At 73.7% G+C, this 21,873-nt stretch carries 22 protein-coding genes; 13 read left to right on the plus strand and 9 right to left on the minus strand.

Features of this window, described 5'->3' with window-relative positions; genetic code table 11:
• Positions 1-12: 12 nt before the first annotated feature.
• Positions 13-1,053 (minus strand): glucosaminidase domain-containing protein, encoded by a 1,041-nt coding sequence (locus tag DSM112329_RS25700; RefSeq protein ID WP_354699423.1) that lies wholly within the window; start codon positions 1,051-1,053, stop codon positions 13-15.
• Positions 1,054-1,154: 101 nt separating this feature from the next.
• Positions 1,155-1,556: a MarR family transcriptional regulator gene (locus DSM112329_RS25705; protein ID WP_354699424.1), complete on the minus strand. Its 402-nt coding sequence runs from the start codon at positions 1,554-1,556 to the stop codon at positions 1,155-1,157.
• Between the two features lie 82 nt (positions 1,557-1,638).
• Here DSM112329_RS25705 and DSM112329_RS25710 point away from each other — a divergent pair, with 82 nt between their 5' ends.
• Positions 1,639-1,896: a hypothetical protein gene (locus tag DSM112329_RS25710; protein WP_354699425.1), complete on the plus strand. Its 258-nt coding sequence runs from the start codon at positions 1,639-1,641 to the stop codon at positions 1,894-1,896.
• 57 nt (positions 1,897-1,953) lie between these two features.
• Positions 1,954-2,958, plus strand: coding sequence for a lysylphosphatidylglycerol synthase domain-containing protein (locus DSM112329_RS25715; RefSeq protein WP_354699426.1), 1,005 nt, complete (start codon positions 1,954-1,956; stop codon positions 2,956-2,958).
• Here the strand turns inward: DSM112329_RS25715 and DSM112329_RS25720 are convergent, their stop codons facing one another.
• The 3 genes from DSM112329_RS25720 to DSM112329_RS25730 all read right to left on the minus strand — a co-directional run bounded on the left by DSM112329_RS25720 (position 2,959) and on the right by DSM112329_RS25730 (position 6,975).
• A complete protein-coding gene (locus DSM112329_RS25720; protein ID WP_354699427.1) occupies positions 2,959-4,788 on the minus strand; it encodes a hypothetical protein in 1,830 nt (609 codons plus the stop codon).
• 65 nt (positions 4,789-4,853) lie between these two features.
• Entirely contained in the window at positions 4,854-5,921 is a 1,068-nt protein-coding gene (locus DSM112329_RS25725) for a L,D-transpeptidase (RefSeq protein WP_354699428.1), read from the minus strand.
• A gap of 130 nt (positions 5,922-6,051) precedes the next feature.
• Positions 6,052-6,975 carry an alpha/beta hydrolase gene (locus DSM112329_RS25730; protein ID WP_354699429.1) on the minus strand — a complete coding sequence of 308 codons (924 nt, stop codon included), beginning with the start codon at positions 6,973-6,975 and terminating at the stop codon, positions 6,052-6,054.
• Positions 6,976-7,099: 124 nt separating this feature from the next.
• On the opposite strand from DSM112329_RS25730, the gene DSM112329_RS25735 reads away from it, so the two are divergent.
• Positions 7,100-8,194: an HD domain-containing protein gene (locus DSM112329_RS25735; RefSeq protein ID WP_354699430.1), complete on the plus strand. Its 1,095-nt coding sequence runs from the start codon at positions 7,100-7,102 to the stop codon at positions 8,192-8,194.
• Positions 8,195-8,201: 7 nt separating this feature from the next.
• Here DSM112329_RS25735 and DSM112329_RS25740 read toward each other — a convergent pair whose 3' ends face one another.
• Entirely contained in the window at positions 8,202-8,453 is a 252-nt protein-coding gene (locus DSM112329_RS25740; protein WP_354699431.1) for a histidine kinase dimerization/phospho-acceptor domain-containing protein, read from the minus strand.
• Between the two features lie 5 nt (positions 8,454-8,458).
• Positions 8,459-9,106 carry a response regulator transcription factor gene (locus tag DSM112329_RS25745; protein ID WP_354699432.1) on the minus strand — a complete coding sequence of 216 codons (648 nt, stop codon included), beginning with the start codon at positions 9,104-9,106 and terminating at the stop codon, positions 8,459-8,461.
• A gap of 135 nt (positions 9,107-9,241) precedes the next feature.
• Here DSM112329_RS25745 and DSM112329_RS25750 point away from each other — a divergent pair, with 135 nt between their 5' ends.
• The 4 genes from DSM112329_RS25750 (at position 9,242) to DSM112329_RS25765 (ending at position 15,291) form a co-directional block, all read left to right on the plus strand.
• Positions 9,242-11,314: a WYL domain-containing protein gene (locus DSM112329_RS25750; protein ID WP_354699433.1), complete on the plus strand. Its 2,073-nt coding sequence runs from the start codon at positions 9,242-9,244 to the stop codon at positions 11,312-11,314.
• 522 nt (positions 11,315-11,836) lie between these two features.
• Positions 11,837-13,276: a calcium-binding protein gene (locus DSM112329_RS25755; RefSeq protein ID WP_354699434.1), complete on the plus strand. Its 1,440-nt coding sequence runs from the start codon at positions 11,837-11,839 to the stop codon at positions 13,274-13,276.
• 148 nt (positions 13,277-13,424) lie between these two features.
• On the plus strand, positions 13,425-14,762 hold the full coding sequence (locus tag DSM112329_RS25760) for a hypothetical protein (protein ID WP_354699435.1): 1,338 nt from the start codon (positions 13,425-13,427) through the stop codon (positions 14,760-14,762).
• A gap of 55 nt (positions 14,763-14,817) precedes the next feature.
• Positions 14,818-15,291 (plus strand): pyridoxamine 5'-phosphate oxidase family protein, encoded by a 474-nt coding sequence (locus DSM112329_RS25765; RefSeq protein WP_354699436.1) that lies wholly within the window; start codon positions 14,818-14,820, stop codon positions 15,289-15,291.
• Between the two features lie 46 nt (positions 15,292-15,337).
• Here the strand turns inward: DSM112329_RS25765 and DSM112329_RS25770 are convergent, their stop codons facing one another.
• Complete coding sequence (locus tag DSM112329_RS25770; protein WP_354699437.1) at positions 15,338-15,988, minus strand: NAD(P)H-binding protein; 651 nt, start codon at positions 15,986-15,988, stop codon at positions 15,338-15,340.
• Positions 15,989-16,083: 95 nt separating this feature from the next.
• Here DSM112329_RS25770 and DSM112329_RS25775 point away from each other — a divergent pair, with 95 nt between their 5' ends.
• From DSM112329_RS25775 to DSM112329_RS25790, 4 genes are read left to right on the plus strand one after another with little or no spacing between them, the layout of a single operon-like run.
• Positions 16,084-17,163: a glucose-1-phosphate thymidylyltransferase gene (locus DSM112329_RS25775; RefSeq protein ID WP_354699438.1), complete on the plus strand. Its 1,080-nt coding sequence runs from the start codon at positions 16,084-16,086 to the stop codon at positions 17,161-17,163.
• Between the two features lie 7 nt (positions 17,164-17,170).
• The gene (gene rfbD / locus DSM112329_RS25780) at positions 17,171-18,019 is read left to right on the plus strand and encodes a dTDP-4-dehydrorhamnose reductase (RefSeq protein ID WP_354699439.1); all 849 of its coding nucleotides are present in this window, start codon (positions 17,171-17,173) and stop codon (positions 18,017-18,019) included.
• Positions 18,016-19,005 (plus strand): dTDP-glucose 4,6-dehydratase, encoded by a 990-nt coding sequence (gene rfbB / locus DSM112329_RS25785; RefSeq protein WP_354699440.1) that lies wholly within the window; start codon positions 18,016-18,018, stop codon positions 19,003-19,005. The genes rfbD and rfbB overlap by 4 nt, the downstream gene beginning before the upstream one ends.
• Positions 19,002-19,826, plus strand: a complete 825-nt coding sequence (locus tag DSM112329_RS25790; RefSeq protein ID WP_354699441.1) for a peroxide stress protein YaaA — start codon at positions 19,002-19,004, stop codon at positions 19,824-19,826. The genes rfbB and DSM112329_RS25790 overlap by 4 nt, the downstream gene beginning before the upstream one ends.
• 36 nt (positions 19,827-19,862) lie before the next feature.
• On the opposite strand, the gene DSM112329_RS25795 is transcribed toward DSM112329_RS25790, so the two are convergent.
• The gene (locus DSM112329_RS25795) at positions 19,863-20,315 is read right to left on the minus strand and encodes a hypothetical protein (protein WP_354699442.1); all 453 of its coding nucleotides are present in this window, start codon (positions 20,313-20,315) and stop codon (positions 19,863-19,865) included.
• Between the two features lie 112 nt (positions 20,316-20,427).
• Here DSM112329_RS25795 and DSM112329_RS25800 point away from each other — a divergent pair, with 112 nt between their 5' ends.
• Both DSM112329_RS25800 and DSM112329_RS25805 read left to right on the plus strand, forming a co-directional pair.
• Positions 20,428-21,039: a TetR/AcrR family transcriptional regulator gene (locus DSM112329_RS25800; protein ID WP_354699443.1), complete on the plus strand. Its 612-nt coding sequence runs from the start codon at positions 20,428-20,430 to the stop codon at positions 21,037-21,039.
• The gene (locus tag DSM112329_RS25805) at positions 21,039-21,761 is read left to right on the plus strand and encodes a uracil-DNA glycosylase (protein ID WP_354699444.1); all 723 of its coding nucleotides are present in this window, start codon (positions 21,039-21,041) and stop codon (positions 21,759-21,761) included. The genes DSM112329_RS25800 and DSM112329_RS25805 overlap by 1 nt, the downstream gene beginning before the upstream one ends.
• Positions 21,762-21,873: the final 112 nt, after the last annotated feature.

Raw genomic sequence — 21,873 nt, forward strand, 5'->3', positions numbered from 1 at the left:
TCACGAACCCCTCTATGGGGACGGGGAGACGCCGCCGGACGGATCCGCGGGCGTGGGCACCGCAGGCTTGGCCGGGGTGGTCGGCGTCGTCGTGGCGGGCGTGTCGTCGGCCGGCACCGGCGCGACCTTCTTGCCCTTCACGTCGTACCTCGTGAGCTTCTCGCTGCGCATCAGCGAGACCACCTTGTTCGCGTACTCGGGGTCAGTCGCGTAGTAGCGGGCGATGACGCGCGCGAACTGCTCCGGCTTCTCGGTGTAGGCGAACGCGCCCTTGTAGACGTCGTTCGCGACCAGCCGCGCGCCGTGGTCCTCGATCGACTTGGCGAGCGAGGCGTACGCGCGGAACGCGCCGATCGTGGTGACCATCTTGCCGCCGATGACCTCGCCGGTCTTGCGCAGCACGCAGCCGACTCCGTTCACGCCCCACTGGAAGACGCCTTCGCCCTCGTCGGCGACGACCCCCGCCTTGATGCCGAAGTAGTTGTTCGCCCCGGCCGCGATCGTCCCGCTGCCCGTCTCCAGGATCGACTGGGCCAGCGTCACCGACGCGGGCACCTGCGTCTCCCGGTCGGACTTCTGCGCGCCCGGGACCGCCGCCTTGATGAACGCCGAGCGGCTCGGGAACGGCGGGAGCTGCGCGACCGGCGACGTGATCCCGCAGGCACCGGTGGTGTCGCCGGGGAGCTGCTGCGGGTCGAGGGCCGGGGCGCCGCACAGCTTGGCGACGAGGACGCCCGAGGACCCGGTCTTCATCAGCACGTCGGACATGTAGAGGCGCTTGGTCCCGACGATGACCCGGTTCCAGATGTTCGAGCGGCTGCCCTTGGAGGAGGCGATCGGGCCGGACATCTGGCAGGTGATGCGCAGGCGGGTGCCGTGCTTGACCTTCGCCTCGACGGCGCCGCCGGGGCTGACGCGGGCCTTGACCGTGGTCCGGTCGGGCGACATCACGGTGCCCTTCGCGGAGCCGGACTGCGCGGCGGCGGGGCCGGCGAAGAGCGTCGACAGGATCGCCGCAGCGAGGCCGGCGGCGGCGGTGAAGCGGACGACCATGCGTCCAGCATGGCAAATCACCGCCGCGTGCAGGCCAGACCCTGGACGGGTGATGGCCGGCTGGGACGGTTCGCCGCGGGCGTGGAGCCCGGACGGGGCGGTCAGGCGGGCTCGTCGGCGACGAGCGCCCGGCGCACGTCGACCGGCAGGTCCGCCGCGATCTTGCGCAGCGCCATCACCTGACGCGCGCGGGCGTCGTCCACGATCGCGATGCCGGCCGCGGTGGCCACGACGAGCGAGCTGCGACGGTCCTCGGGGTTGGTCTCGCGGTGGGCGAGGTCCAGCTCCGCCAGGCGATCGAGCACCGGGGTCAGGCTTCCGCTGGACCGGCCGAGCAGGCGGCCCAGGACCGTCGGGCGGATCCCGCCGGCCGCCACGGCCTCGTGCAGGACCAGGTAGCCGTCGAGCGACAGGCCGGCGTCACGCGCGATGGCGGCCACCGCGTGGACCGCGTCGGCGAGGAGCCGGGCGGCAAAGGCTGCGTCGTCGCGTTCGGCCGTCACGAGCGCCAGCGTACACCGAGGCACGGCGCCGGGGGAGCGCCCCACCTCCACACCGACTTCCGGTACGACGGATGATGGAGCTGTGTCGCGACTCCACCTCGTCCGCTACGTGCTGCCTGCGGTGGTGACGGTCGTCGGCATCGGCCTGATGGCGTTCGGCGGTGGCGAGGACGGCCTGGAGGGCGGCGCGGCGGTCGTCGGCGCGGGCCTGTCGATCTGGCTGATGAACTTCCTGTGGCGGGTCGGCGTCAGCGGCGACAGCGAGCGGGACGACGAGTCGGCCGCCCGCGACTACTTCGACCGCCACGGGCACTGGCCGGACGAGAAGCCCGGTCGCTGACCGCCGGCGCTCAAGTTTCTCTAGGCGACGGCCGTACCCTGAGGGGAGACGGCATCGATGCTCGAGACCATCAACGACCTGCTGATCGCCGCGCGGCACGCGGCGTCCCTGATCCTCCGCGACGCGGCGGACGTGAACCCCCTGCTGCTGATCCTCGGCACGGTCCTCTACGTCGTCAGCCAGGCGGTGCGCACCCGCGGCTGGCACACGATCATCGAGGCGGCCTACCCCGGCAGCCCGCTGCGCCCGCGCGACACGTGCTTCGCCTACCTGGCGGGTTCGGGCCTGAACGCGGTCATCCCCGCCCGCGGCGGCGACGTCGTCAAGCTGACGCTGGTCCGCCGCCGCATCCCCGACTCGAGCTACGCCACGCTGACCGGCACGTTCGTCCCGGAGACCGTCTTCGAGACGCTGTTCGGCACCGCGCTCGTGGTGTGGGCCCTGACGCAGGGGTTCCTCCCCGTCCCGACGTCCAGCGGCGAGCTGCCGAGCTTCGACGTCACCTTCGTCATCCACCACCCGGTGCTCACCGCGCTGATCGCGGTCGGCGGCGGGGCGCTGCTGTACCTGGTCGGGCGCACCCTGAGGCGCGGCGCCACCACGCTGATCGAGCGCTTCCGCATCGGGCTGGCGATCTTCGGCACGCCGCGGCGGTTCGTGACCGGGGTCGCGTCCTGGCAGGCCCTGGCGCGGCTCATCCGCCTGGGGTCCCTCGCGGCCTTCATGGCCGCCTTCGAGCTGCCCGTGACGGTCACGACGGTGGTCCTGGTCATGGCCGCGCAGGGCGGCGGGCGCATCATCCCGCTCGCGCCCGCCAGCGCGGGCCTGCGCCTGGCGATGCTGTCCTACGGCTTCGTCGAGATCACCGGCCAGCCGGTCGACATCGCCCAGATCACGGCGTTCACCTTCGGCGTCGGGACGGTCCTCATGGTCACCGGCCTGGCGATCGCGTCCGTGATCCTGTGGCGGGAGCTGGGCACCCTCAACCCGCGCAAGGCCGTCCGCGCGGCGCGGGCGGCGATCACGCCGGAAGGGGACGACGCCGCGCCGTCGGTGGCGTGATCAGCTCGGGGGGACGGCGCGGAGCACGGGCCGGGGCAGCGGGACGTCCGGGTCGCCGCACGCCGCCGCGCTCTCGGCGACCGTCGTGAGCTCGGCGGCCACCACCCGGGCGTGCTCCGCCGGCACGTCCGGCGCCGCGTCGCCCGCGACCTGCTCGTAGCGACCGTCCACCCATTCGCGCGAGAACAGGCCGGCGTACTGGTCGAGGGCGCCCAGGGAGGTCCGCAGCCGCACCGCGCGATGGCGCTCCCAGCCGGCTCGCCCCTCGGACGTCGAGCCGAAATGGCGGATCAGGACGCGGCCCGCCTCCCCGCCGCGCCCGGCGATCGCGTCGACCGTCTCAGCGTCCATGTCGAGGTTCAGGCCGCCCTCGTGCGCCGCGAGCTCGATGCTCGCCACGCGATCGCGGAAGCCCGGCATGTCCGCCTGGGCGTTGTCGCGCCAGTTCTGCAGGGTGTCCTTGATCGCCGCGGCCAGCGCGCCGACGCTGTCCACCGGCCGCCACTGGCGCCGCGCGGCCGCGGCCGCCAAGGCGGGTCCGTGGACCGCGCCGTCCGGGCCCGGGACCAGGTTGATGCCGAAGGTCGGGCGGCCCGGGATCGGCGCGTCGAACAGGTGCAGCGGGAAGTTCGAGGCGATCCCGCCGTCGGCCACGACGACCCGTCGCACGCGGCCGCTCCCGGCCTCGTGCTGCCAGAGCGGCACCGCGGAGATCAGCAGCGGGAAGCTCAGGCTCATCCGCACCGCGACCAGCACGGGCAGCCGGCCGTCCAGCGGCAGCACCATCAGCCGCGGGTTCTCCGCGGCCGCGCGCGCCGCCGCGGCGGCGGGCTCTGCAGACCCGGCGAGTGCCCGCATGACCGGGCCGGGGAACAGGCGCGCCAGCTCGTCGGGGTTGTACAGCAGCGTGCGCTCGTTCGCTGACCCTGCGCGCACGCCGGTGCCGGGGAGCCGCAGCGGCCGGCCCTCGCTGAGGTCGACCGCCATCAGCTGCAGGTCGATCGCGCGTGCCTTCGGGTCGACGGCCGGATCGCCGTCGACCCGCTCGCGGCCGTGCGCCGGCACCGGGGCCTGGTCGGCCGTCCAGAGGTGGTGGAAGGTCAGCGGGTCCTCCCGGTCCCGGCCGGCGAGCTCCTGCAGCAGGTCGTGGAGCCAGTCGGTGAGCGCGGGCCGCGTGCGCCGGGTGCCCGGGGATGCCGGACCGAGCCGGCAGAGGCCGAGGTCGTTGGCGGCGATCGCGGCCAGCGCGCTGCGCACCGCGCGCCCGGTGAGCCGGAAGGCGGCCACGAGGAGCAGGACCGCCCCGGCCAGCAGCGCCAGACCGGCCGCGGGGCCGAGCCCGGCCGTGACCGCTGCGACCGGAAGCGCCGCGGCGAGCAGCAGCAGCGCCGTGACGGGCAGCGGCAGCCACGCGAGCACGCCGGCCGCGATGCGCAGCCGGCCGCCGCGCAGCAGCGCCAGCGCGAGGCGGAACGTGCGCGCGGTCGCGGGATCCGGCTGGAAGAGCGACAGCAGCGTCGACGTCCCGTCCGCGCCGCGCCGGCCAAGGACCTCCGGGAGGCCCGCCACCCGCGCGAAGGCCGCACCGCGGCCCGGGCCGCGCGACTCGGCCGCCGCCGCAGCGGCCGCGGCGATCGCGCCGACCGACGTCCCGCCGATGCTGCGCAGCCGGAACTCGCGCGCCAGCTCGCAGACCAGGAGCGGGTAGGCGACCCCGCTCGCGATCCCGCCCTTCATCACCACGTCCGCGTCGGCGCGCGGCTGCGCGTAGGCCGCGGCGTCGCCGAGCCCCAGGCCCGGGTCGGTCCCCGCCTCCCGCTCCTGCGTCACCCGATGTCCCCGCTCACGGCCTGGTCGATGGGGTCGTTCGCGCGGGCGGGCGGGCGGCGGTCAGCTCACGACGCGATCAGCACCGTCGCCCCCATCGGGACGCGCTTGAAGAGGTCGATGACGTCGCCGACGTGCATCCGGATGCAGCCGTGGGACGCGGCGCTGCCGATCGAGGCGTCGTCGCCCGTCCCGTGGATGCCGACGCTGCCCGAGACGCCCATCCAGCGCGCCTTCAGCGGGTTCGCGGCGCTCCCGCCGGTGACGGTCGTCCCCGCCAGCTCGCCCGCCCACGGGGAGTTCGGGACCGACCAGACCGGGTTGACCTGCTTGCTCTGGATGTTGAAGCGGCCCTCGGGCGTCGGGTAGGCCGGCTGCCCGATCGCGACGCGGTAGCGCTTGCTGATCTTCAGGTTCTTGAAGAGGCGCAGCTTCCGCTCGGACTTGTCGATCGTGAGGATCGTGCCGTACTGCTTGGCGAGGTCGTTCGTGTTGACGGCGGCGCGGAACTGCTTGAACTTGAAGTGGAGCTTGCGGGACGCGGCGGCGTCGGCGAGCGCCGCGTTGATCGCCTTGTAGGCGGCGGGCTGGTCCATGCGGTACCCCGGCTTCGAGCGCCGGACGGTCATGTGCTTGACGCCGATCTTCAGCGTGGCGTTCCGCGAGCTGCGGCGGGCGCTGCGCGCGGTCTGGACGACGAAGCTGCGGACCGCGGTCGTCGAGTGCTTGACGACGAGCGGGACGACCGCACCCACCTGCGCGCCGCCCTGGGCCGGATCGGGCGCGGCCGGGGTGGCCGTCAACGCGGACTTCGCCGTGGCGACGGCGTCGAAGCGGAACTTGGCGGCGGTCGTGGTCAGGCGGAACACCTCGCCGCCGATGTCGACGGCGACCGGGCGGGCCAGGTGCGCGCCGAGCTCGCCGCGCAGCTTCGCGGCGGCGGCCGTGACGGTCAGGCCGGAGAGGTCGACCCCGCCGGCGGAGACACCCGCAGGGATCTTGGCCCCGGGGACGCCGGGCGCGGGCGCGGGCGCGGGCGCCGGAGCGGCCTGCTTGGGCGCCGCGGCGACCGCGACGGTGGTGGGGGCGGCGACGGCGACGAGGGCGCAGGCGAGGGTGATCCGGCGGGCGGGCATATGTCCTCGAGGGTACCCACGGCGGATTCGCCGACACGCAATCCGGCTGTCACGGGCAGGACGCGCACCGTCGGCCGCGACGACGCGGGGGCGGCTCGCGGTCAGAAGTGTCGCATCGGCACTTCTGACCTCACGCCGACCCGGCCGCGTCCGCCGGCTCGGCCTTCCGCCGGCGCCGCGGCGCCTTGGCGGCGACGGCACCCGCCCCCGCGCCGAACTCCTGCAGCAGCCGGACGATCGTCTCCGGCACCTCGATCTGCGGGCAGTGGCCGACGTCCGGCAGCAGCTCGTACCGCATGTCCGGGAGCGCCTCCATCAGGTGACGCGACCCCTGGTGGCGGACCATCCGGTCGTGGTCGCCCCAGATCAGCAGGACCGGGACCCGGATCGCCTGCAGGTCGAACGGGCGCACCAGCTCGGGCAGCATGCGCCGACCCGTCGCGAGGTAGCGACGCAGGTCGCGCGTGGAGCGGTGGTGCTGGGTGAACGCCGCCACCGCCTCGGCGGCCGCGGTCCGGGGGTGCGCGAACGCGAGCTGGCGGAAGCCCTCGCCGACCGCGGCCCGGACGACCGCCTCGGGCAGCGGGACGGGCGCGGCGAGCAGATGGCGCAGGACCGGCTGCGCCTCGATGGCGCTGAACCAGACGGGATGGTCGAACCCGGCGGGGCCGATGGGGACGATCGCCGCCAGCGGCAGGTCGTCCCAGGCGGCGAGCCGCAGCGCCACGCAGCCGCCGAGGGAGTTCCCGGCGACCACGACCGGCTGGCCGGACTCTGCGGCCAGATGCCGGATCGCCGCGGCGGCGAAGCGATCCAGCTGCGGCAGCACGCCCTCGGCCCGGTCCAGGCGCGTCGCGGTCCCGAACCCGGGCAGGTCGACGGCCAGCGCGCGACGGCCCTCGCGGCCGAGCCGCGCCAGGACGCTGCGCCACGTGTCGGCGCTGTCGGCGTAGCCGTGCAGCAGCAGCAGCGGCGGGCCGTCCCCCTCGAGCTCGAGGGCCCGGGTGTCGACGCCCGCAAGCGTCAGCCGGTACTCGATCAGGGGCTGCTGCATGGTGTCGTAGTTCTATCCGGCGGCAGCGGACCCTGCGCCGCGGCGGCTCGATCCCGGACCGGGAAACAGCAAATCCGGCCCTTTGCTGGGGATTCGTCCGAAGCGCGGCGTAGCGTTCACCGTCGTGCCGGTCCGTGACTTCACCGACGGTCTCGACCTCGACCAGATCCTGCTGGTCCGGTCCGTCGAGGTCCAACCCAAACGCGACGGCGGCGAATGCCTGCGGCTCGTCCTCGCCGACCGCACCGGAAGCGTCGCCGCGACGATCTGGGACGGCGCCCAGGACGTTGCCCAGATGCTGCAGCCGGGCCGCCCCGTGCGCGTGATCGGGCGGTACGCGGTGCACCCGCGCCACGGGGCGCAGCTCACCGTCCGCGCCCTGCGGCCCGCCGCCCCGGGCACCTACGACCCGGAAGCCCTCTGCGACGGCCCCGCCGTCCCGGTCGCCCAGCTCGTCGCGCAGCTGCGCACGCTGATCGCCGGGCTGCGCTCGCCGCACCTGCGCGCGCTGCTGAACCGCACGATCGGCGAGACCGCACCGCTGTGGCCGCGCTACCGCGACGCGCCGGCCGCCAAGCACTACCACCACGCCTACCGGCACGGCCTGCTCGAGCACTCGCTCGCGGTCGCCCAGGGCGTCAGCGCGATCTGCGGGACGTTCCCCGGGGTCGACCGCGACCTCGCGGTGACCGGCGGGCTGCTCCACGACATCGGCAAGCTCGAGGCCTACACGGCGGACCCGTTCGCGATCGCCATGACGGACGCGGGGCGGCTGATCGGCGAGATCCCACTCGGCTACTACCGCGTGCGGCGGGAGATCGAGGCCGTCGCCGACTTCCCGCCCGCACTGGCCCAGGCGCTCCTGCACATCGTGCTGAGCCACCACGGCAAGCTCGAACACGGCTCGCCGGTGATCCCGGCCACGCGCGAGGCCACGCTCGTCCACTTCCTCGACAACCTCGGCGGCCGCTTCGGCGCCTACGACCGGCTCGAGAAGGCGCTGCCCGCGGGCGCCGACTGGTCGGGCTTCGACCGCGTCATCGGCGGCGGCGCCTACTTCGGCGCCGGGACCGGGACGCCCGCCGGTCCGCCGGAGGTCCAGCCCCCGGAGGTGGCGCCCGTCCCGATGCCGGCGGCGGACCTGCTGCCGACGCCCGCGCCGGTCCCCGCCCCGGACTCGCCGACCGTGCCGGTGCCGGTCCACGTCCACGCCCTCTGAGCGGGACTCAGCCCAGGCGGTCGGCGCGTTCGCTGTCGAGGATCGCGCGCAGGTCCGTGGCCGCATCGCCCAGCCGCGTCAGGTACTCGGCGCGCTGCTCCTCGGTCAGGTCGCTGCGGCGGCGCAGCAGGTCGGCGAAGCCGGACACGATCGTCAACGGGGTCCGCAGGTCGTGGACCAGCCGCGTGAGGCGCTCCTCGGGCGCAGACGGCCAGGGCTCGTCGCGCGCAGCCGGCGGACCGGGGTCGGCAGCGGCCAACGCCGTCAGCCGAGGTCGACGTCGTCGACGTTGCCCAATGCGATCTCGCCGCGCTCGAGGGCCAGCGCGATCGCGTGCACGCGGTTGCGCGCCTGCAGCTTGCGGATCACGTTGCGCACGTGCGTGCGGACGGTCTCGACCGAGACGGAGATCTGGTCGCCGATCCGCTCGGCGGTCAGTCCCTCGGCCATCAGGTGCATGATCTCGCGCTCACGCGGGGACAGCTGCGGCACGCTCGACGTCGCCCGCGGCGACAGCAGGATCCGGTCCAGGCGCGGGTCTACGTAGGAGCCGCCGGCCGCGACGCGCTGGATCGCGCTGACGAGCTCCTCCATCGACCCGGCCTTCAGCGCGTACCCGCGCGCCCCGGAGTCGAGGCCGTTGTACAGCAGCTCGGCGTCTGCGTCGCCGGTGTAGAGCATCACGCCGAGCTCGGGCCGCAGCGCGAGCAGGTCGCGGCAGAGGTCGATGCCGCTCCCGTCCGGCAGGCGGATGTCGACGATGGCGACGTCCGGGTCCGCGTGGGTGACGAGGTCCAGGCCCGCCGCCACGTTGCCGGCCGCTCCGACGACGTTCAGGCCGTGCGCTCCGAGCAGCGCGACGAGACCCTCGCGGAGGGCTTCGTGGTCGTCCACGATCACGAGCGAGGTCATCGCCGCCAACCGTACCGGGCCGGACGTGGCTTGCACGGAAAGTCGCAAAGAGCGGACGAGTTGGCCGTCCGGAGTGCACGCGGCGGCACGGGCACCGCCCGCGGCCCCCGCCGCCCGACTATCGTGCCCCAGCGAATGGCGAAGGACACCGAGAAGCTCATCCGTCAGCTCTCGCTCATCTCGTACCTGATGGCAGAGCGCCGGCCAGTGACCGCACTGGAGATCCGCCGGGACGTCGAGGGCTACAGCGGGATGAACGAGGACGCGTTCGCGCGCCGTTTCTACGCGGACCGGGCCGAGCTCGACTCGCTGGGGATCCAGCTCACCGTCGAGCGCCCGATCGACGGGATCGCCGAGCAGGAGAACTACTCGCTGCGGCCGGAGAACTTCCACCTCCCGCCGATCGCCTTCACCGACGGCGAACTGGCGTCGCTGCAGACGTCGCTCACGCTGCTCGACGGCGAGTTCGCCTACGCCGAGCCGCTGCGCCTGGCGCTGCAGCAGATCACCTGGGGCCGCCCGTCGCCGCTGACCGCCCCGGCCCAGCAGTCGATCGCCCTCGGCATCACCGGCAGCGCCGGCGGCCACGAGCTGTCGGCGCGCCTCGCGAAGGTCGAGACCGCGATCTTCCGCAGCAAGACGATCACGTTCGACTACTACACGATGGAGCGCGACGACACCGGCGCGCGCAAGGTCGACCCGTACCACCTGCTGTTCCAGGGCGGGCAGTTCTACCTCCTCGGCCACTCGCACGAACGCGGCGCGCTGCGCGTCTTCCGCCTGTCCCGCATGCGCGGCAAGGTTGCCTACGCGACGAAGGCCGAGCACGACTTCAAGCGTCCCGACACCTCGGTCTTCGACCCGCGCGACTACGCCGACCGGGCCACCTGGCAGTTCGGCGACACGGTCGACACCGGCCGCGTCTGGATCGCAGGCCGGATCGCCTGGCAGGTCGAGCGCCACTACGGCCGCTACGGCACCGTCGACACCGACCCCGCCCAGCCCGGCGGGATCGTCTTCAGCACCCCCTACGCCAACACGCGCCAGCTCGCGGCCTGGGTCCTGCGCCTCGGCGAGCACGCCCGCGTCCTGGAGCCGGCGGCCCTGGCCGACGACGTCAAGGCCCGCATCGACGTGCTGCGCGACCGCCACACGGGCCCCCTGCAGCTGGCGGCGACGGTCAGCCACGCCCCGGGCGCCGCCGAGGCCGAGACCCCGTCGCGCGCCAACGGCTCCGGCGGCGAGTCCCGCCGCGAGGCGGCCATCCGGCCGGAGCGCTTCGCGCGGCTCGTGACGCTCGCGTCGATCCTGATCGAGGCCGGCCGCGGCGGCGTGCGGCTGGACCTCGCCGAGCTGCTGCAGCGCCTGCAGATCACCGAAAGCGAGCTGCGCGAGGACGTCAACGTCCTCAACGTCGTGAACTTCGGCGGTGGCTCGTACGTCCTCTACGCCGAGGTCCACGACGACGGCACGATCGAGGTCGACCCCGAGCCGTACTCCGACAACTTCGCCCGCCCCGCGCGCCTGCTGCCCGTCGAGGCGAAGGCGCTCGTCGCGGCGATCGACCTGATCGGCGACCACCTCCCCGAGGGGACGCTGACCAGCGCCCGCGAGAAGATCGTCGCCGCCCTCGGCGCCGACCCGATGGAGCAGGGCCTGCACGTCGCGCGGTCGGGCGGGGACGATGCCGCGATCGCCCGGGCCGCCTCGCAGGGGATCCGCGACAAGGTCCTCGTGAACATCGAGTACTACAAGGCCAACGAGGACGAGTTCTCCGAGCGCCTGATCGAGCCGTACGCGCTGATCAACGGCCGCGAGGGCTGGTACGTCGCCGCCTACGACCCTGCCAAGGAGGACGTGCGGCACTTCCGCCTGGACCGCATCAAGACCGCCACGGTGACGGACACGCCGTACGAGCAGCGCCCCCAGACCGATGCGGCCCGCGACGTCGAGGGCTGGCCCCGGACCGGCGAGGTGCCGGCATCTCGCAGCGCGCGCGTCTGGGTCTCCCCCGACCGGGCCCGCTGGGCCCGCGAGGAGCGGCACGTGGCCGAGGAGCTCGAGGACGGCTCGATCATCGTCGAGCTGAGCTTCGCCGGGACCGACTGGCTCGTGCGCGAGATCCTCATGGAGGCCGGCGACGCCGCCGTCGTGGAGCCGGCCGACGTCCGCGAGGCGGTCCTGGCGGGCATCGCCCGCATCGCCTGACACTCGCGATGGTGGTCGGGCCCGGCTGCGCGGAGGGTTCCGGGGGGCTGACCCGCCGAATCCTCCGGGCGTCTAGCCCGAGCCCGCTGCGCGGAGGGTCCCGGGGGGCTGACCCGCCGAATCCTCCGAGCGTGCCGGCCACCGGACTGGGAGCCGTGCGATCCACCACGCGCCCCTCCCGGCCAGCCGCCCGCCCCACGCCCCGCACCGAGACCCCGCAGCCCCCCGCCGCCCACCGTCGTCAGCAGCCGCAGTTCCCAATGCCGCCAGGACAGGGACGGTCCTCGGCGTCAGCGCCACAGACCCCCCACCACCAGGCCTCCGGCGCCAGCGCCACCGACCCCCGACCACCAGGCCTGCCGGCGGCAGCATCTCGCCCCGACGACGCGTTTCTCGCACCCCCGGCGCCGTCCGTCCAGACACCCGGAAACAGCCGGCTCCCTGTGCTTTGATGCCGCTGACACAGGTTCTGCCTGGCGCATGGCGCCCGGGTGGGGGCAAGCCACAGGAAGGTCGTTCTCGATGGTCTCGCACTTCTCGGCGCGCGCGACGCGCCGCCGCACCGCTCTCGCGGCGACCGCGGCACTGCTGACCCTCGGCGGGCTCGCGGGGGCGTCAGGCGCCGCGGCGGCGACCGCCCAGTGGACCTGCAGCGCCGAGGCCGTCACCGCGTCGGTCGCCGGGATGAGCACGCTGAACCCGCTCACGGTCGCGCACACCCCGTGCACCGACCAGGTCGCCGGGCTGCCGAACACGACGAATGCCGTCGGCCTCGCGCCGTCGGTGGGCGCGAAGTCGGCCTACGCGATCACGTCGGCCAAGCCGGTCGACGCGATCCCGGCCGCCCAGTCCGTCGGCGCGGCGACCGGCGTGGAGGGGTTGACCCTGAACACCGGGGCGGGCGCCGTCGTGATCGGCGTCGGGGCGGCGGAGTCCGAGGCGAACGCGATCTGCCGCGACGGAGCCGTCGTGCTGAGCGGCGCGAGCCACGTCGCGGACCTCACGATCAACGGGCGCACCGTGTCGCTCGACGGCCTCCTCGGGCCGCTCACGGACGCGATCAGCGACTCCGGGCTGTCGGCGCTGCTGTCGATCCGGCTGAACGAGCAGGTCAGGACGGCGACCGGTCTGACGCAGTCGGCGGCCCACATCAAGCTGCTGAGCGTCCCCGGGGGGCCGCCGGTGGCCGAGGTCTTCGTCGCGCGCTCGACCGTGAGCTCGGCGAGCGCCTGCGACCCTGCGGCCGACGGCAACGGCGGCGGGAATGGCGGCGGGAGCGGCGGCGGCACGGGCGGCGGGGGTGCGGGCGGCAGTGGCTCGGGCGGCGGCAGCGCGCTCACGGTCTGCCCGGCCGGCGCGACGCTCGACCCGTCCCGCGTCGTCTGCGTCATCACCGCCGCGGCCTCCGGCGGCGCCGGCGAGATCACGATCGGCCGTCCGTTCAGCGGGCCGGCCGGCGGCAGCGTGACCTCGCTCGTCAACGCCCGCAAGAAGTACAAGAGCCCGTGCCTCGACGGGCCGGGGCCGAAGTTCGTCGTCCTGGGGACCGCGAAGGCCGACCGGATCACGGGCCGCAACGACGCCGACCGGATCCTCGGCCTGGGCGGCAACGACTCGCTTGACGGCGGTCGCGGCAACGACTGCCTCGACGGCGGGACGGGCGGCGACGGCCTCAACGGCGCGACCGGGAACGACCGGATCTTCGGCCAGACCGGGAAGGACCACCTCAACGGCGGCCCCGGCAAGGACCGGCTCGACGGCGGCGCGGGCGACGACTCCATCAACGCCGGCTTCGGCGCGGACACCATCACGGGCGGCTCCGGCGTCGACTTCGTCAACGTCGCGACGGCCGGCCCGGCGGCGCGGGTGAACTGCGGGTCCGGGAAGGACGTCGTGCGGCTGAACCGCAACGAGAAGCGCCGGACCACCGCCTGCGAGCGACGGTACGTGCTGAACGACTGACCGGGGGGTCTTCCGGTCGGAAGTTGGTGTCACGCCGCCCGGAGGCGCATACTGCGGGCAGGAACGCTCCTGCCGGACGGCAGGAGGGGCGGCGTGGCCGGGATCCACGCCGGGGACCACACATGGAGGAGCACCACTGATGCAGGGCATGGGAATTCGCAGGATCGGCGCGGCGCTGGGCGCCCTCGCCGTCATCGGGGCGTTCGCGCCGTCAGGGGCCGCAGCGGACACGACCTCGCCGTCGTGGAACTGCCGCGCGAGCGTCGCGTACGTCCTGACGAACCTCGGCATCGCACCGCTGAACCGCATCGAGCCGTTCGCGGCCAACGGCCAGCCGACGAACTCGGCCATGCCCGACAACCCGGTCTGCGCGGACGACACGCAGGCCGTCCCGCACATCGAGGTGAACCAGGATCCGCTCTCGGCGCTCGTCAAGCTCGACGCCGACGCGGTCAAGGGCGTCACCCAGATCGACCCGGACATCGCCGCCGCGCGTGACCAGACGGCGACCGCGACGGTCGCAGCGACGGACGTCGACCTGACCCTCGCCTCGATCCCGATCCATGTCGACGCGATCCTCTCCTCGGCCACGGTGAAGTGCCAGGCCGGCGTGCCGACCTTCCAGAGCACGAGCCTCGTCGCCGGCCTGGAGATCGCCGGGCAGGCGGTGCCGCTCCAGGAGGGACTCGTCCAGATCTCCACCGTCGTCAACGGCAGCCCGCTGGCGCAGCTCGTCCGCATCCAGATCGGCGGCAAGGACGGCGTGACGACCGGCGATGCGACGACCGACATCCAGACGCGCACGCAGACCGCGATCCGCGTGGAGCTGCTGAACGTGACCGGTAGCGCGCCGCTCGCGGCGATCGTCCTCGGCGAGGCCAAGGTCTCGCGCCAGGGACGCACCTGCGACGCCGACAGCACGCCGCCCGGCCCGGTCGGCCCGAGCCCGAACGACCCGAACTCCGGCAACACCGTCACGGTGACGACCCCGGGTGGAACGACGACCCCGTCGATCATCTACGTCCCGATCATGACCACGGGCGGCGACGGCTCGGGCTCCGGCACCGGGCAGACCACCACGATCGAGCTCAACGGCCAGAACGGCGGCTGCGGCAAGCTGTCGATGTACTTCGCGGTCCCGAAGAAGCCGAAGTTCCGCAGCAGCGTCTACGGCAACCGCGTGGTGACCCGTGGCCGACTCATCAGCTGCGGCGGGAAGCCGATCGTCGGCGGCCGCGTGGACGTCTACCACGTGATCAAGGGCAAGACGACGCGGATCCGCAAGACCGGCGTCCGCTCGCGGGCCGGCGGCCTGATCACGCTGATCCTGCCGCTGAACCTGACGACCCGGAAGATCGTGTTCGAGTACCGCGGCAACCTCGCGTCCTCGAAGATCACGTCCTCGCAGTCGCTCTCGCTGACCGTCCGCTACAAGGGCAAGGTCATCACGAAGGAGCCGGGGCCGGTCCGCAAGCCCTCGTTCTGAACGCCGTGACGGCGTGGGGTGAATCCGGTTCACCCCACGCCGGTAGGGTGGCGGCATGAGCCGCCGCGATCAGATCCTGATGACCGACGACGAGGTCCTCGCGTTCCTCGACGAGGAGAAGACCGTCGTCTGCGCGACGGTCGGCAAGGACGGCTGGCCGCACCTGATGCCGCTCTGGTACGTCGTCCGTGACGGGACCGTGTGGGCGTGGACCTTCGGGAAGTCGCAGAAGGTGAAGAACCTCGAGCGCGACGCGAAGGCGACGATCCAGGTCGAGGCGGGCACCGAGTACCAGCTGCTCCGCGGCGTGATGCTCAAGTGCGAGGTCGTGCTCCACACCGACCTCGACACCGTGCTCGGCGTGGGCCTCGACGTCATGGCCCGCTACGGCGGCGTGGCGCTCGACTCGATCCCCGGCGACACGCGGGCGATGGTGTCCAAGCAGGCCGAGAAGCGCGTCGCGCTGCAGTTCGTCGAGCGCGAGCGCGCCACCTGGGACCACCGCAAGCTGGCCGCCGGGGTCTACTAGGCACTCACTCCCCGGGACGCGACGACGCGCCGCGGACCCGCGGGCTTCAGCGCAGCGCGTCGTCCAGCGCCGTCTCGACGGGGTGCTCGCCGCCGTTGACGTAGAGCACGCGGCCGACCGCGCGCTGGCCGTGGAGGACGGCGTCGAGCACCGCGGCCACGTCGTCCCGGGTGACCTCGCCGCGGTACGGGTCGAGGTCGAGCCGCACGCTGCCGGTCCCGGCGTCATCGGTCAGCAGGCCCGGACGCAGGACGGTCCACGCGAGGGCGGAGGCCATGACGGCCGCGTCCGCCGCGGCCTTGGCCTGCAGGTAGACGGAGAAGACCTCGTCCCCGGCCGGCGGGTCCTCGGCACCGACGGCGCTGACAATCACGTAGCGCGCGACCTGCGCCTGCTGGGCCGCCTCGGCGAGCAGGATCGCGCCGTCGCGGTCGACCGTGAGCTTGCGTGCCGCGCCCGACCCGGCGCCGGCCCCCGCGGCGAAGACGACAGCGTCGGCGCCGTCGATCGCCGTCGCCACCTCCGCGAGGGTCGCGGACTCGAGGTCGCAGACGATCGGGATCCCGCCGTCGGACTCCACGTCGGCGACGTGATCGGGGTTGCGGAGCAGGCCGCGGACCCGGTCGCCGCGGGCGGCGAGCAGTCGGGTGAGGCGGCGGCCGATGGCTCCGTGGGCTCCGGCGATGACGACGTCCATCGGGTTCACGCTAGTGCCCGGGCGGGCGCCGGCCGCTGCGCGGGGGCTCTCACCGCAACTCCGTGGGCACCCCGGCCGTCTACCCTTCCGACCTCATGGATCCCCTCAAGGGCCTCATTCTCTCGGGCGGCAAGGGCACGCGCCTGCGCCCGATCACGCACACGTCGGCGAAGCAGCTGGTGCCGGTGGCGAACCGCCCGGTGCTGTTCTACGGCATCGAGGCGATGGCGCGGGCGGGCATTCAGGAGATCGGGATCATCATCGCGCCCGAGACCGGGGACGAGATCCGCGAGGTCGCCGGTGACGGCTCGCAGTTCGGGGTGACGATCACCTACATCGTGCAGGACGAGCCGGCCGGCCTCGCGCACGCGGTGCTGACCGCCGAGCCGTTCCTGGGGACGTCGCCGTTCGTGATGTACCTGGGCGACAACCTGCTGCAGGGCGGGATCGACGACCTCGTCGCGGCGTTCCGCGCCGACGAGCCGGACGCGCTGATCCTGCTGACGCCGGTCGACGAGCCGCAGCACTTCGGCGTCGCCGAGCTGGGGGACGACGGCAGGGTCGTCGCGCTCGCGGAGAAGCCGCCGGAGCCGAAGACGAACCTCGCGCTGGTCGGCGTGTACATGTTCACGGCGGGGATCCACGACGCGGCGCGCGCAATCCAGCCGTCCCCGCGCGGCGAGCTGGAGATCACCGACGCGATCCAGCACCTCGTCGACACCGGGAAGACCGTCGCGCCGCACGTGGTGCAGGGCTGGTGGAAGGACACCGGCCGCCTGGCCGACATGCTGGAGGCCAACCGGCTGATCCTCGACACGATCCAGACGCGGGTCGACGGCGAGCTGGACGAGGGGTCGCAGATCGACGGGCGCGTCGTGGTGGAGGCGGGCGCCGTCCTGACGCGCGCGACGGTCCGCGGGCCGGCGATCATCGGCGCGGGCGCGGTGCTGACCGACTGCTACATCGGGCCGTACAGCGCGATCGGGGAGCGCTGCGTGGTGCAGAACGCCGAGGTCGAGCACTCGATCCTGCTCGCGGGCTCGTCGGTGACCGGCCTGGACGGGCGGATGGAGTCCTCGCTGCTGGGACGTGACGTGAAGATCTCCCGCTCGGACCGGCAGCCGCGCGCCTACCGCTTCATGGTCGGCGACACCTCCGAGATCGAGATCCTCTGAGCTTCTGATGCGTGTCCTCGTCACCGGCGCCGCCGGGATGCTCGGCCGGCGCGTACTCGCCGACGCGGCCGCCCGTGGGTGGGACGCGGTCGGCATCGACCTGCCGGACGCGGACCTGACGGACGCGGCCGCCGCGTCCGCGATCGTCGCCCGGCACGCGCCCGACGCCATCGTCCACTGCGCCGCCTGGGTCGACGTCGACGGCGCCGAGGAGCGGGAGGCGGATGCGCTGCGCGTGAACGAGAGCGGCTCGCGCAACGTCGGCCAAGCCGCCGCGCAGGCGGGCGCACGCGTCGTCGCCGTCTCCACCGACTACGTCTTCGACGGGACACTCACCGGGCGCCCGTACGTCGAGTCCGACCCGGTCGCGCCGCTCGGCGCCTACGGCCGCACGAAGCTCGCGGGCGAGGTCGCACTCGCCGCGGAGGTCGACGACCACGCCATCGCGCGGACCGCCTGGCTGTTCGGCTGGCCCGGCAAGAGCTTCCCGGACACGATGCTGCGCGCCGCGGAGACCCGCGACCGCGTGGCCGTCGTCACCGACCAGGTCGGCTCACCGACCTGGACGGGTCACCTGTCCCCGGCGCTGCTTGACCTCGCGGCCTCCGATGTGCGCGGCCCCGTACACACCGCGGGCGGCGGGCAGTGCTCGTGGCACGAGCTGACCGTCGAGCTGTACCGCCAGGCCGGCGTGGCCTGCGCGGTCGACGAGACCACGTCCGCCGACTTCGTCCGTCCCGCCGAGCGTCCCGCGTGGAGCGTGATGGCGACCGAGCGCGCCGCCGCCGGTGCGCCCGTCCTGCCCGCCTGGCAGGACGGCGTGGCCGGCTACCTGATCGAGAGGAACAAGACATGAAGCTGCTGGTCTGTGGTGGTGCCGGGTTCATCGGCTCGAACTTCGCCCGGCTGCGGGTCCGCGACCACGGCGACGAGGTCCGGATCCTGGACAAGCTGACGTACGCCGGCCGGCGGGAGAACCTGCACGACGTCGAGCACGAGTTCGTCCATGCGGACATCGCGGACGCCGCGAAGGTCCGCGAGGCGATGGACGGCGTGGACGCCGTCGTGAACTTCGCCGCCGAGACGCACGTGGACCGGTCGATCGCCGAGCCCGACGCGTTCGTCACCACGCACGCCGTCGGCACCTACGTCCTGCTGGAGGCGGCCCGCGAGAGGAACCTGCGCTACCTGCAGGTCTCGACCGACGAGGTCTACGGGTCGATCGAGTCCGGCTCCTTCACGGAGGAGTCGCCGCTGCAGCCGTCCTCCCCCTACAGCGCGACGAAGGCCGGCGCCGACCTGCTCGTGGCGTCGTACGCCGAGACGTTCGGCCTGGAGACCGTCATCTGCCGCGGCTCGAACAACTACGGGCCCTACCAGTACCCCGAGAAGCTGATCCCGTTGATGGTGCTCAACGCGCTGCACGGCGACAAGCTGCCCGTCTACGGCGACGGGCTGCAGGTCCGCAACTGGCTGTACGTGGAGGACTTTGGCCGCGGGATCGGCCACGTCCTGGAGCACGGCGCCGCGGGCGAGGTCTACAACGTCGGCGGCCCCGACGAGTGCGCGAACATCGACGTGGTCAAGCGGATTGTCGGCCTGACCGGCAACGACGAGTCGCTGATCCAGTACGTCACCGACCGGCCCGGGCACGACCGGCGCTACAGCCTCGGCTCGGAGAAGGTCCGTGCGCTCGGCTGGCAGGCGCAGGTGCACTTCGCCGAGGGCCTCGACGCCACGGTGCAGTGGTACCAGGAGAACCCGGACTGGTGGCAGCCGATCCGCTCCGGGGACTACCTCGAGTACTACCAGCGGCAGTACGGCACGGCGCTCGGCGGTTGAGCGCCCAGCAGCTGCTGATCGCGCTGCCCCCGTCGGAGGGCAAGGCGACAGGCGGCGACGGGCCCCCGCTGGAGCTCGCGGGGCTGTCGTCGCCCGGCGAGCTGACCGCGGCGCGCGAGCGCGTGCTGCGGTCGCTGGTCAAGGTGTGCAGCGTGACGAGCCCACGCGCGGTCACGCGGGTCCGCGGGGTGCTGGGCCTCCCGGTCGGGCTGGCCGGGGAGCTGGCGGTGAACGCCGCGTTGCGGTCCGCCCCGACGCTGCCGGCGGCCGCCCGCTACACGGGCGTGCTGTACGACCACCTCGGGCTGTCGACCCTCCCGCCGGCGGCCCGCGAGCGGGCGGCGTCGCGCGTCGCGATCGTCTCCGGCCTCTGGGGCGTCGTCCGGCCGGACGACGCGATTCCGGCGTACCGCTTGAGCATGAACGTGACGCTGCCGGGCGTCGGGCGGCTCGGGACCTTCTGGCGCGCGCCGCTGGCCGCCGCCCTGCCGGACGACGCGCTGGTGGTCGACTGCCGCTCGGCGGCCTACGCGGCGGCGTGGAAGCCGCCGGCAGGCTGCACCGTGCTGGCGGTCCGGGTCTTCACGGTCGCCCCGGACGGCACGCGGAGCGTCGTCAGCCACATGGCCAAGGCGACCCGGGGCGACGTGGCGCGGCTGCTCTTGACGCGCCCGAGCGGCGCGGACGCGGACCCGGGGACGCCCGGCGACGTCGCCGCGCTGGTGTCGGCGGCCGGTCTGCGGTGCGAGCTCGTCCGGCCGGCGCGTCCCGGCGGCGGCGCGGCGGCGCCCTGGTTCCTGGACGTCCTGCTGACCACCTGAATCGGCGGCGGGCGTCCCGCCAGCGGGCGGCGGCGCTCAGCCCGCGAGGGCGCTGACCTTCCAGCGCTGCTCGGTCTTGCCGCCGCGGCGCTGGGCCTCCTTGACGAGCTGCAGCGTGTCGACCTGCTCGTCCTTGCCGGCCTCCGAGCGCACCTTCGCGGTGGCCGTCGTCCCGCTCACGACGATGCCGTTGTCGACGACCTCGAGCTTGAAGGCGTCGACGTCCCGCAGCGAGTCCTTGACGGCGTCGTCGCAGGACTGCTTGCTGGAGGCGCGGATCTTCTCGACGAGCGCAGCGGACAGGAGCTCGCTGCAGATCTCGTCGGCGTCCCGGCGGCTGCTGGCGTCCTGCAGGTCGTCGATCGCGGTCGCGACGGCTTTCGGCTCGCCCTTGAAGCTGTCCGCTGACTCGCTCGTCGACGAGCCGCAGCCGACCGCCAGGACGGCGAGCAGGCTCGCGGCGACGGCGGACGGGCGGCGGAATTCCATGTCGGGGAGCGTATCCCAGGGGCCATTTGCGAGGATGGGCGGCGTGGAGCGCGCGGAGAGAGCCTCGTCATCGGCCCCGTTGCCGCGTGGGCGCCACGCGCCACCGCTCGAGGTGCGCGTCGGCGTCCAGCGGTCGCGGCTGTTCGCAGCCGCCGCGGCCGTGTTCGCGCGGAGCGGGTACGCGGACGCGACCGCCGAGGGCATCGCGCGCGAGGCCGGCATGTCCAAGGCGACGTTCTACGAGCACTTCGCCAACAAGGAGGAGTGCCTGCTCGCGCTCTTCGACGCCGCCGCTACGGCGATCCTGCGCGCCATGAACAAGGGCGCCGGTCCGCGCGAGGGCGTCGCCACGTACGAGGAGTGGGTGCAGCGCGGGCTGCGCGCGGTCCTCGCCACGCTGGCCGCCTACCCGTCCGAGACCCGCACCCTGCTGGTCGAGGCGATCGGCGCCGGCCCGGAGGCGATGGACCGCCGTGACGCGTTCCTGGACGCGTTCGCCGAGGTCCTCTACCGCGACAACGTCGAGAACGCCCCGGCGTTCGGCGCGCCGGTCTTCGCCACGCCGTACGACGCGTTCACGGTGATCGGCGGCGTCATCGAGGTCGTCTCGCGCCAGCTCCGCACGCAGCAGCCGCCCGACATCCGCGACGTCGAGCCGACGCTCCTGCGGCTGATGCTGGGCGTCATCGCGCAGGCGCGGACGCCGGGCCTGCCGCCGGCCTGATGAGCGCGGCCGCGGACGGCGCCGACCGTCACGCGTCGCTCGCCGCGTTGCACGACGAGATCACGTCGTGCCGGGCCTGCCCGCGCCTCGTCGAGTGGCGGGAGGAGGTCGCCCGCGTCAAGCGCGCGGCGTTCCGCGACCAGGAGTACTGGGGCCGCCCGATCCCCGGGTTCGGGGACCCGGACGCGCGGGTGCTGGTGCTCGGCCTGGCGCCGGCGGCGAACGGCGCGAACCGGACAGGGCGCGTCTTCACCGGCGACCGGTCCGGCGACTTCCTGTTCGCGTCGATGCACCGGACCGGCCTGGCCAACCAGCCGACCTCGGTCAGCGCCGACGACGGCCTCGCGCTGACGGGGGCGTGGGTCACGGCCGCGGTCCGCTGCGCGCCGCCGGCGAACAAGCCGACGCCTGCCGAACGGGACACGTGCCTGCCGTTCTCCGTCCGCGAACTGGCGCTGCTGCCGGACCTGGGTGTCGTCGTCTGCCTGGGCGGCTTCGCGTGGGACGCGGCGCTGCGGCTGCGCCGCGCGGCGGGGGCACCGAAGCCCGCCGGCTCGCGGCGGCCGGCGTTCGGCCATGACGTCCTGTTCGCCGACGGCGGCTGGCTGCCGATGCTCGGCTGCTACCACCCGTCCCAGCAGAACACGTTCACGGGCAAGCTCACGGAACCGATGATCGACGCGGTCTTCACCCACGCGGCGGAGCTGGTCGGCCTGGCGTGAGGCGCCCTGCTGCTTCGTGCTGACGTGATGGTCGGGGGTCGGTGGCGCTGACGGCGGTGGGCACTGCGAGGCTGCGAGGTCCGGGTGCGGGGCGTGGAGCCGGCGGCGGGCC

Origin of the sequence: Paraconexibacter sp. AEG42_29 (assembly GCF_040581415.1) — a bacterium.
Taxonomy (GTDB): Bacteria; Actinomycetota; Thermoleophilia; order Solirubrobacterales; family Solirubrobacteraceae; genus Paraconexibacter.

Bases quoted from the DNA above. Each gene is read 5' to 3' on its own strand.
- DSM112329_RS25730 (WP_354699429.1), bottom strand. From the start codon at position 6,975: ATGCAGCAGCCCCTGATCGAGTACCGGCTGACGCTTGCGGGCGTCGAC.
- DSM112329_RS25775 (WP_354699438.1), top strand. From the start codon at position 16,084: ATGGATCCCCTCAAGGGCCTCATTCTCTCGGGCGGCAAGGGCACGCGC.
- DSM112329_RS25715 (WP_354699426.1), top strand. From the start codon at position 1,954: ATGCTCGAGACCATCAACGACCTGCTGATCGCCGCGCGGCACGCGGCG.
- DSM112329_RS25755 (WP_354699434.1), top strand. From the start codon at position 11,837: ATGGTCTCGCACTTCTCGGCGCGCGCGACGCGCCGCCGCACCGCTCTC.
- DSM112329_RS25725 (WP_354699428.1), bottom strand. From the start codon at position 5,921: ATGCCCGCCCGCCGGATCACCCTCGCCTGCGCCCTCGTCGCCGTCGCC.
- DSM112329_RS25750 (WP_354699433.1), top strand. From the start codon at position 9,242: ATGGCGAAGGACACCGAGAAGCTCATCCGTCAGCTCTCGCTCATCTCG.
- DSM112329_RS25745 (WP_354699432.1), bottom strand. From the start codon at position 9,106: ATGACCTCGCTCGTGATCGTGGACGACCACGAAGCCCTCCGCGAGGGT.
- DSM112329_RS25805 (WP_354699444.1), top strand. From the start codon at position 21,039: ATGAGCGCGGCCGCGGACGGCGCCGACCGTCACGCGTCGCTCGCCGCG.
- rfbB (WP_354699440.1), top strand. From the start codon at position 18,016: ATGAAGCTGCTGGTCTGTGGTGGTGCCGGGTTCATCGGCTCGAACTTC.
- DSM112329_RS25760 (WP_354699435.1), top strand. From the start codon at position 13,425: ATGGGAATTCGCAGGATCGGCGCGGCGCTGGGCGCCCTCGCCGTCATC.
- DSM112329_RS25700 (WP_354699423.1), bottom strand. From the start codon at position 1,053: ATGGTCGTCCGCTTCACCGCCGCCGCCGGCCTCGCTGCGGCGATCCTG.
- DSM112329_RS25770 (WP_354699437.1), bottom strand. From the start codon at position 15,988: ATGGACGTCGTCATCGCCGGAGCCCACGGAGCCATCGGCCGCCGCCTC.
- rfbD (WP_354699439.1), top strand. From the start codon at position 17,171: ATGCGTGTCCTCGTCACCGGCGCCGCCGGGATGCTCGGCCGGCGCGTA.
- DSM112329_RS25795 (WP_354699442.1), bottom strand. From the start codon at position 20,315: ATGGAATTCCGCCGCCCGTCCGCCGTCGCCGCGAGCCTGCTCGCCGTC.
- DSM112329_RS25765 (WP_354699436.1), top strand. From the start codon at position 14,818: ATGAGCCGCCGCGATCAGATCCTGATGACCGACGACGAGGTCCTCGCG.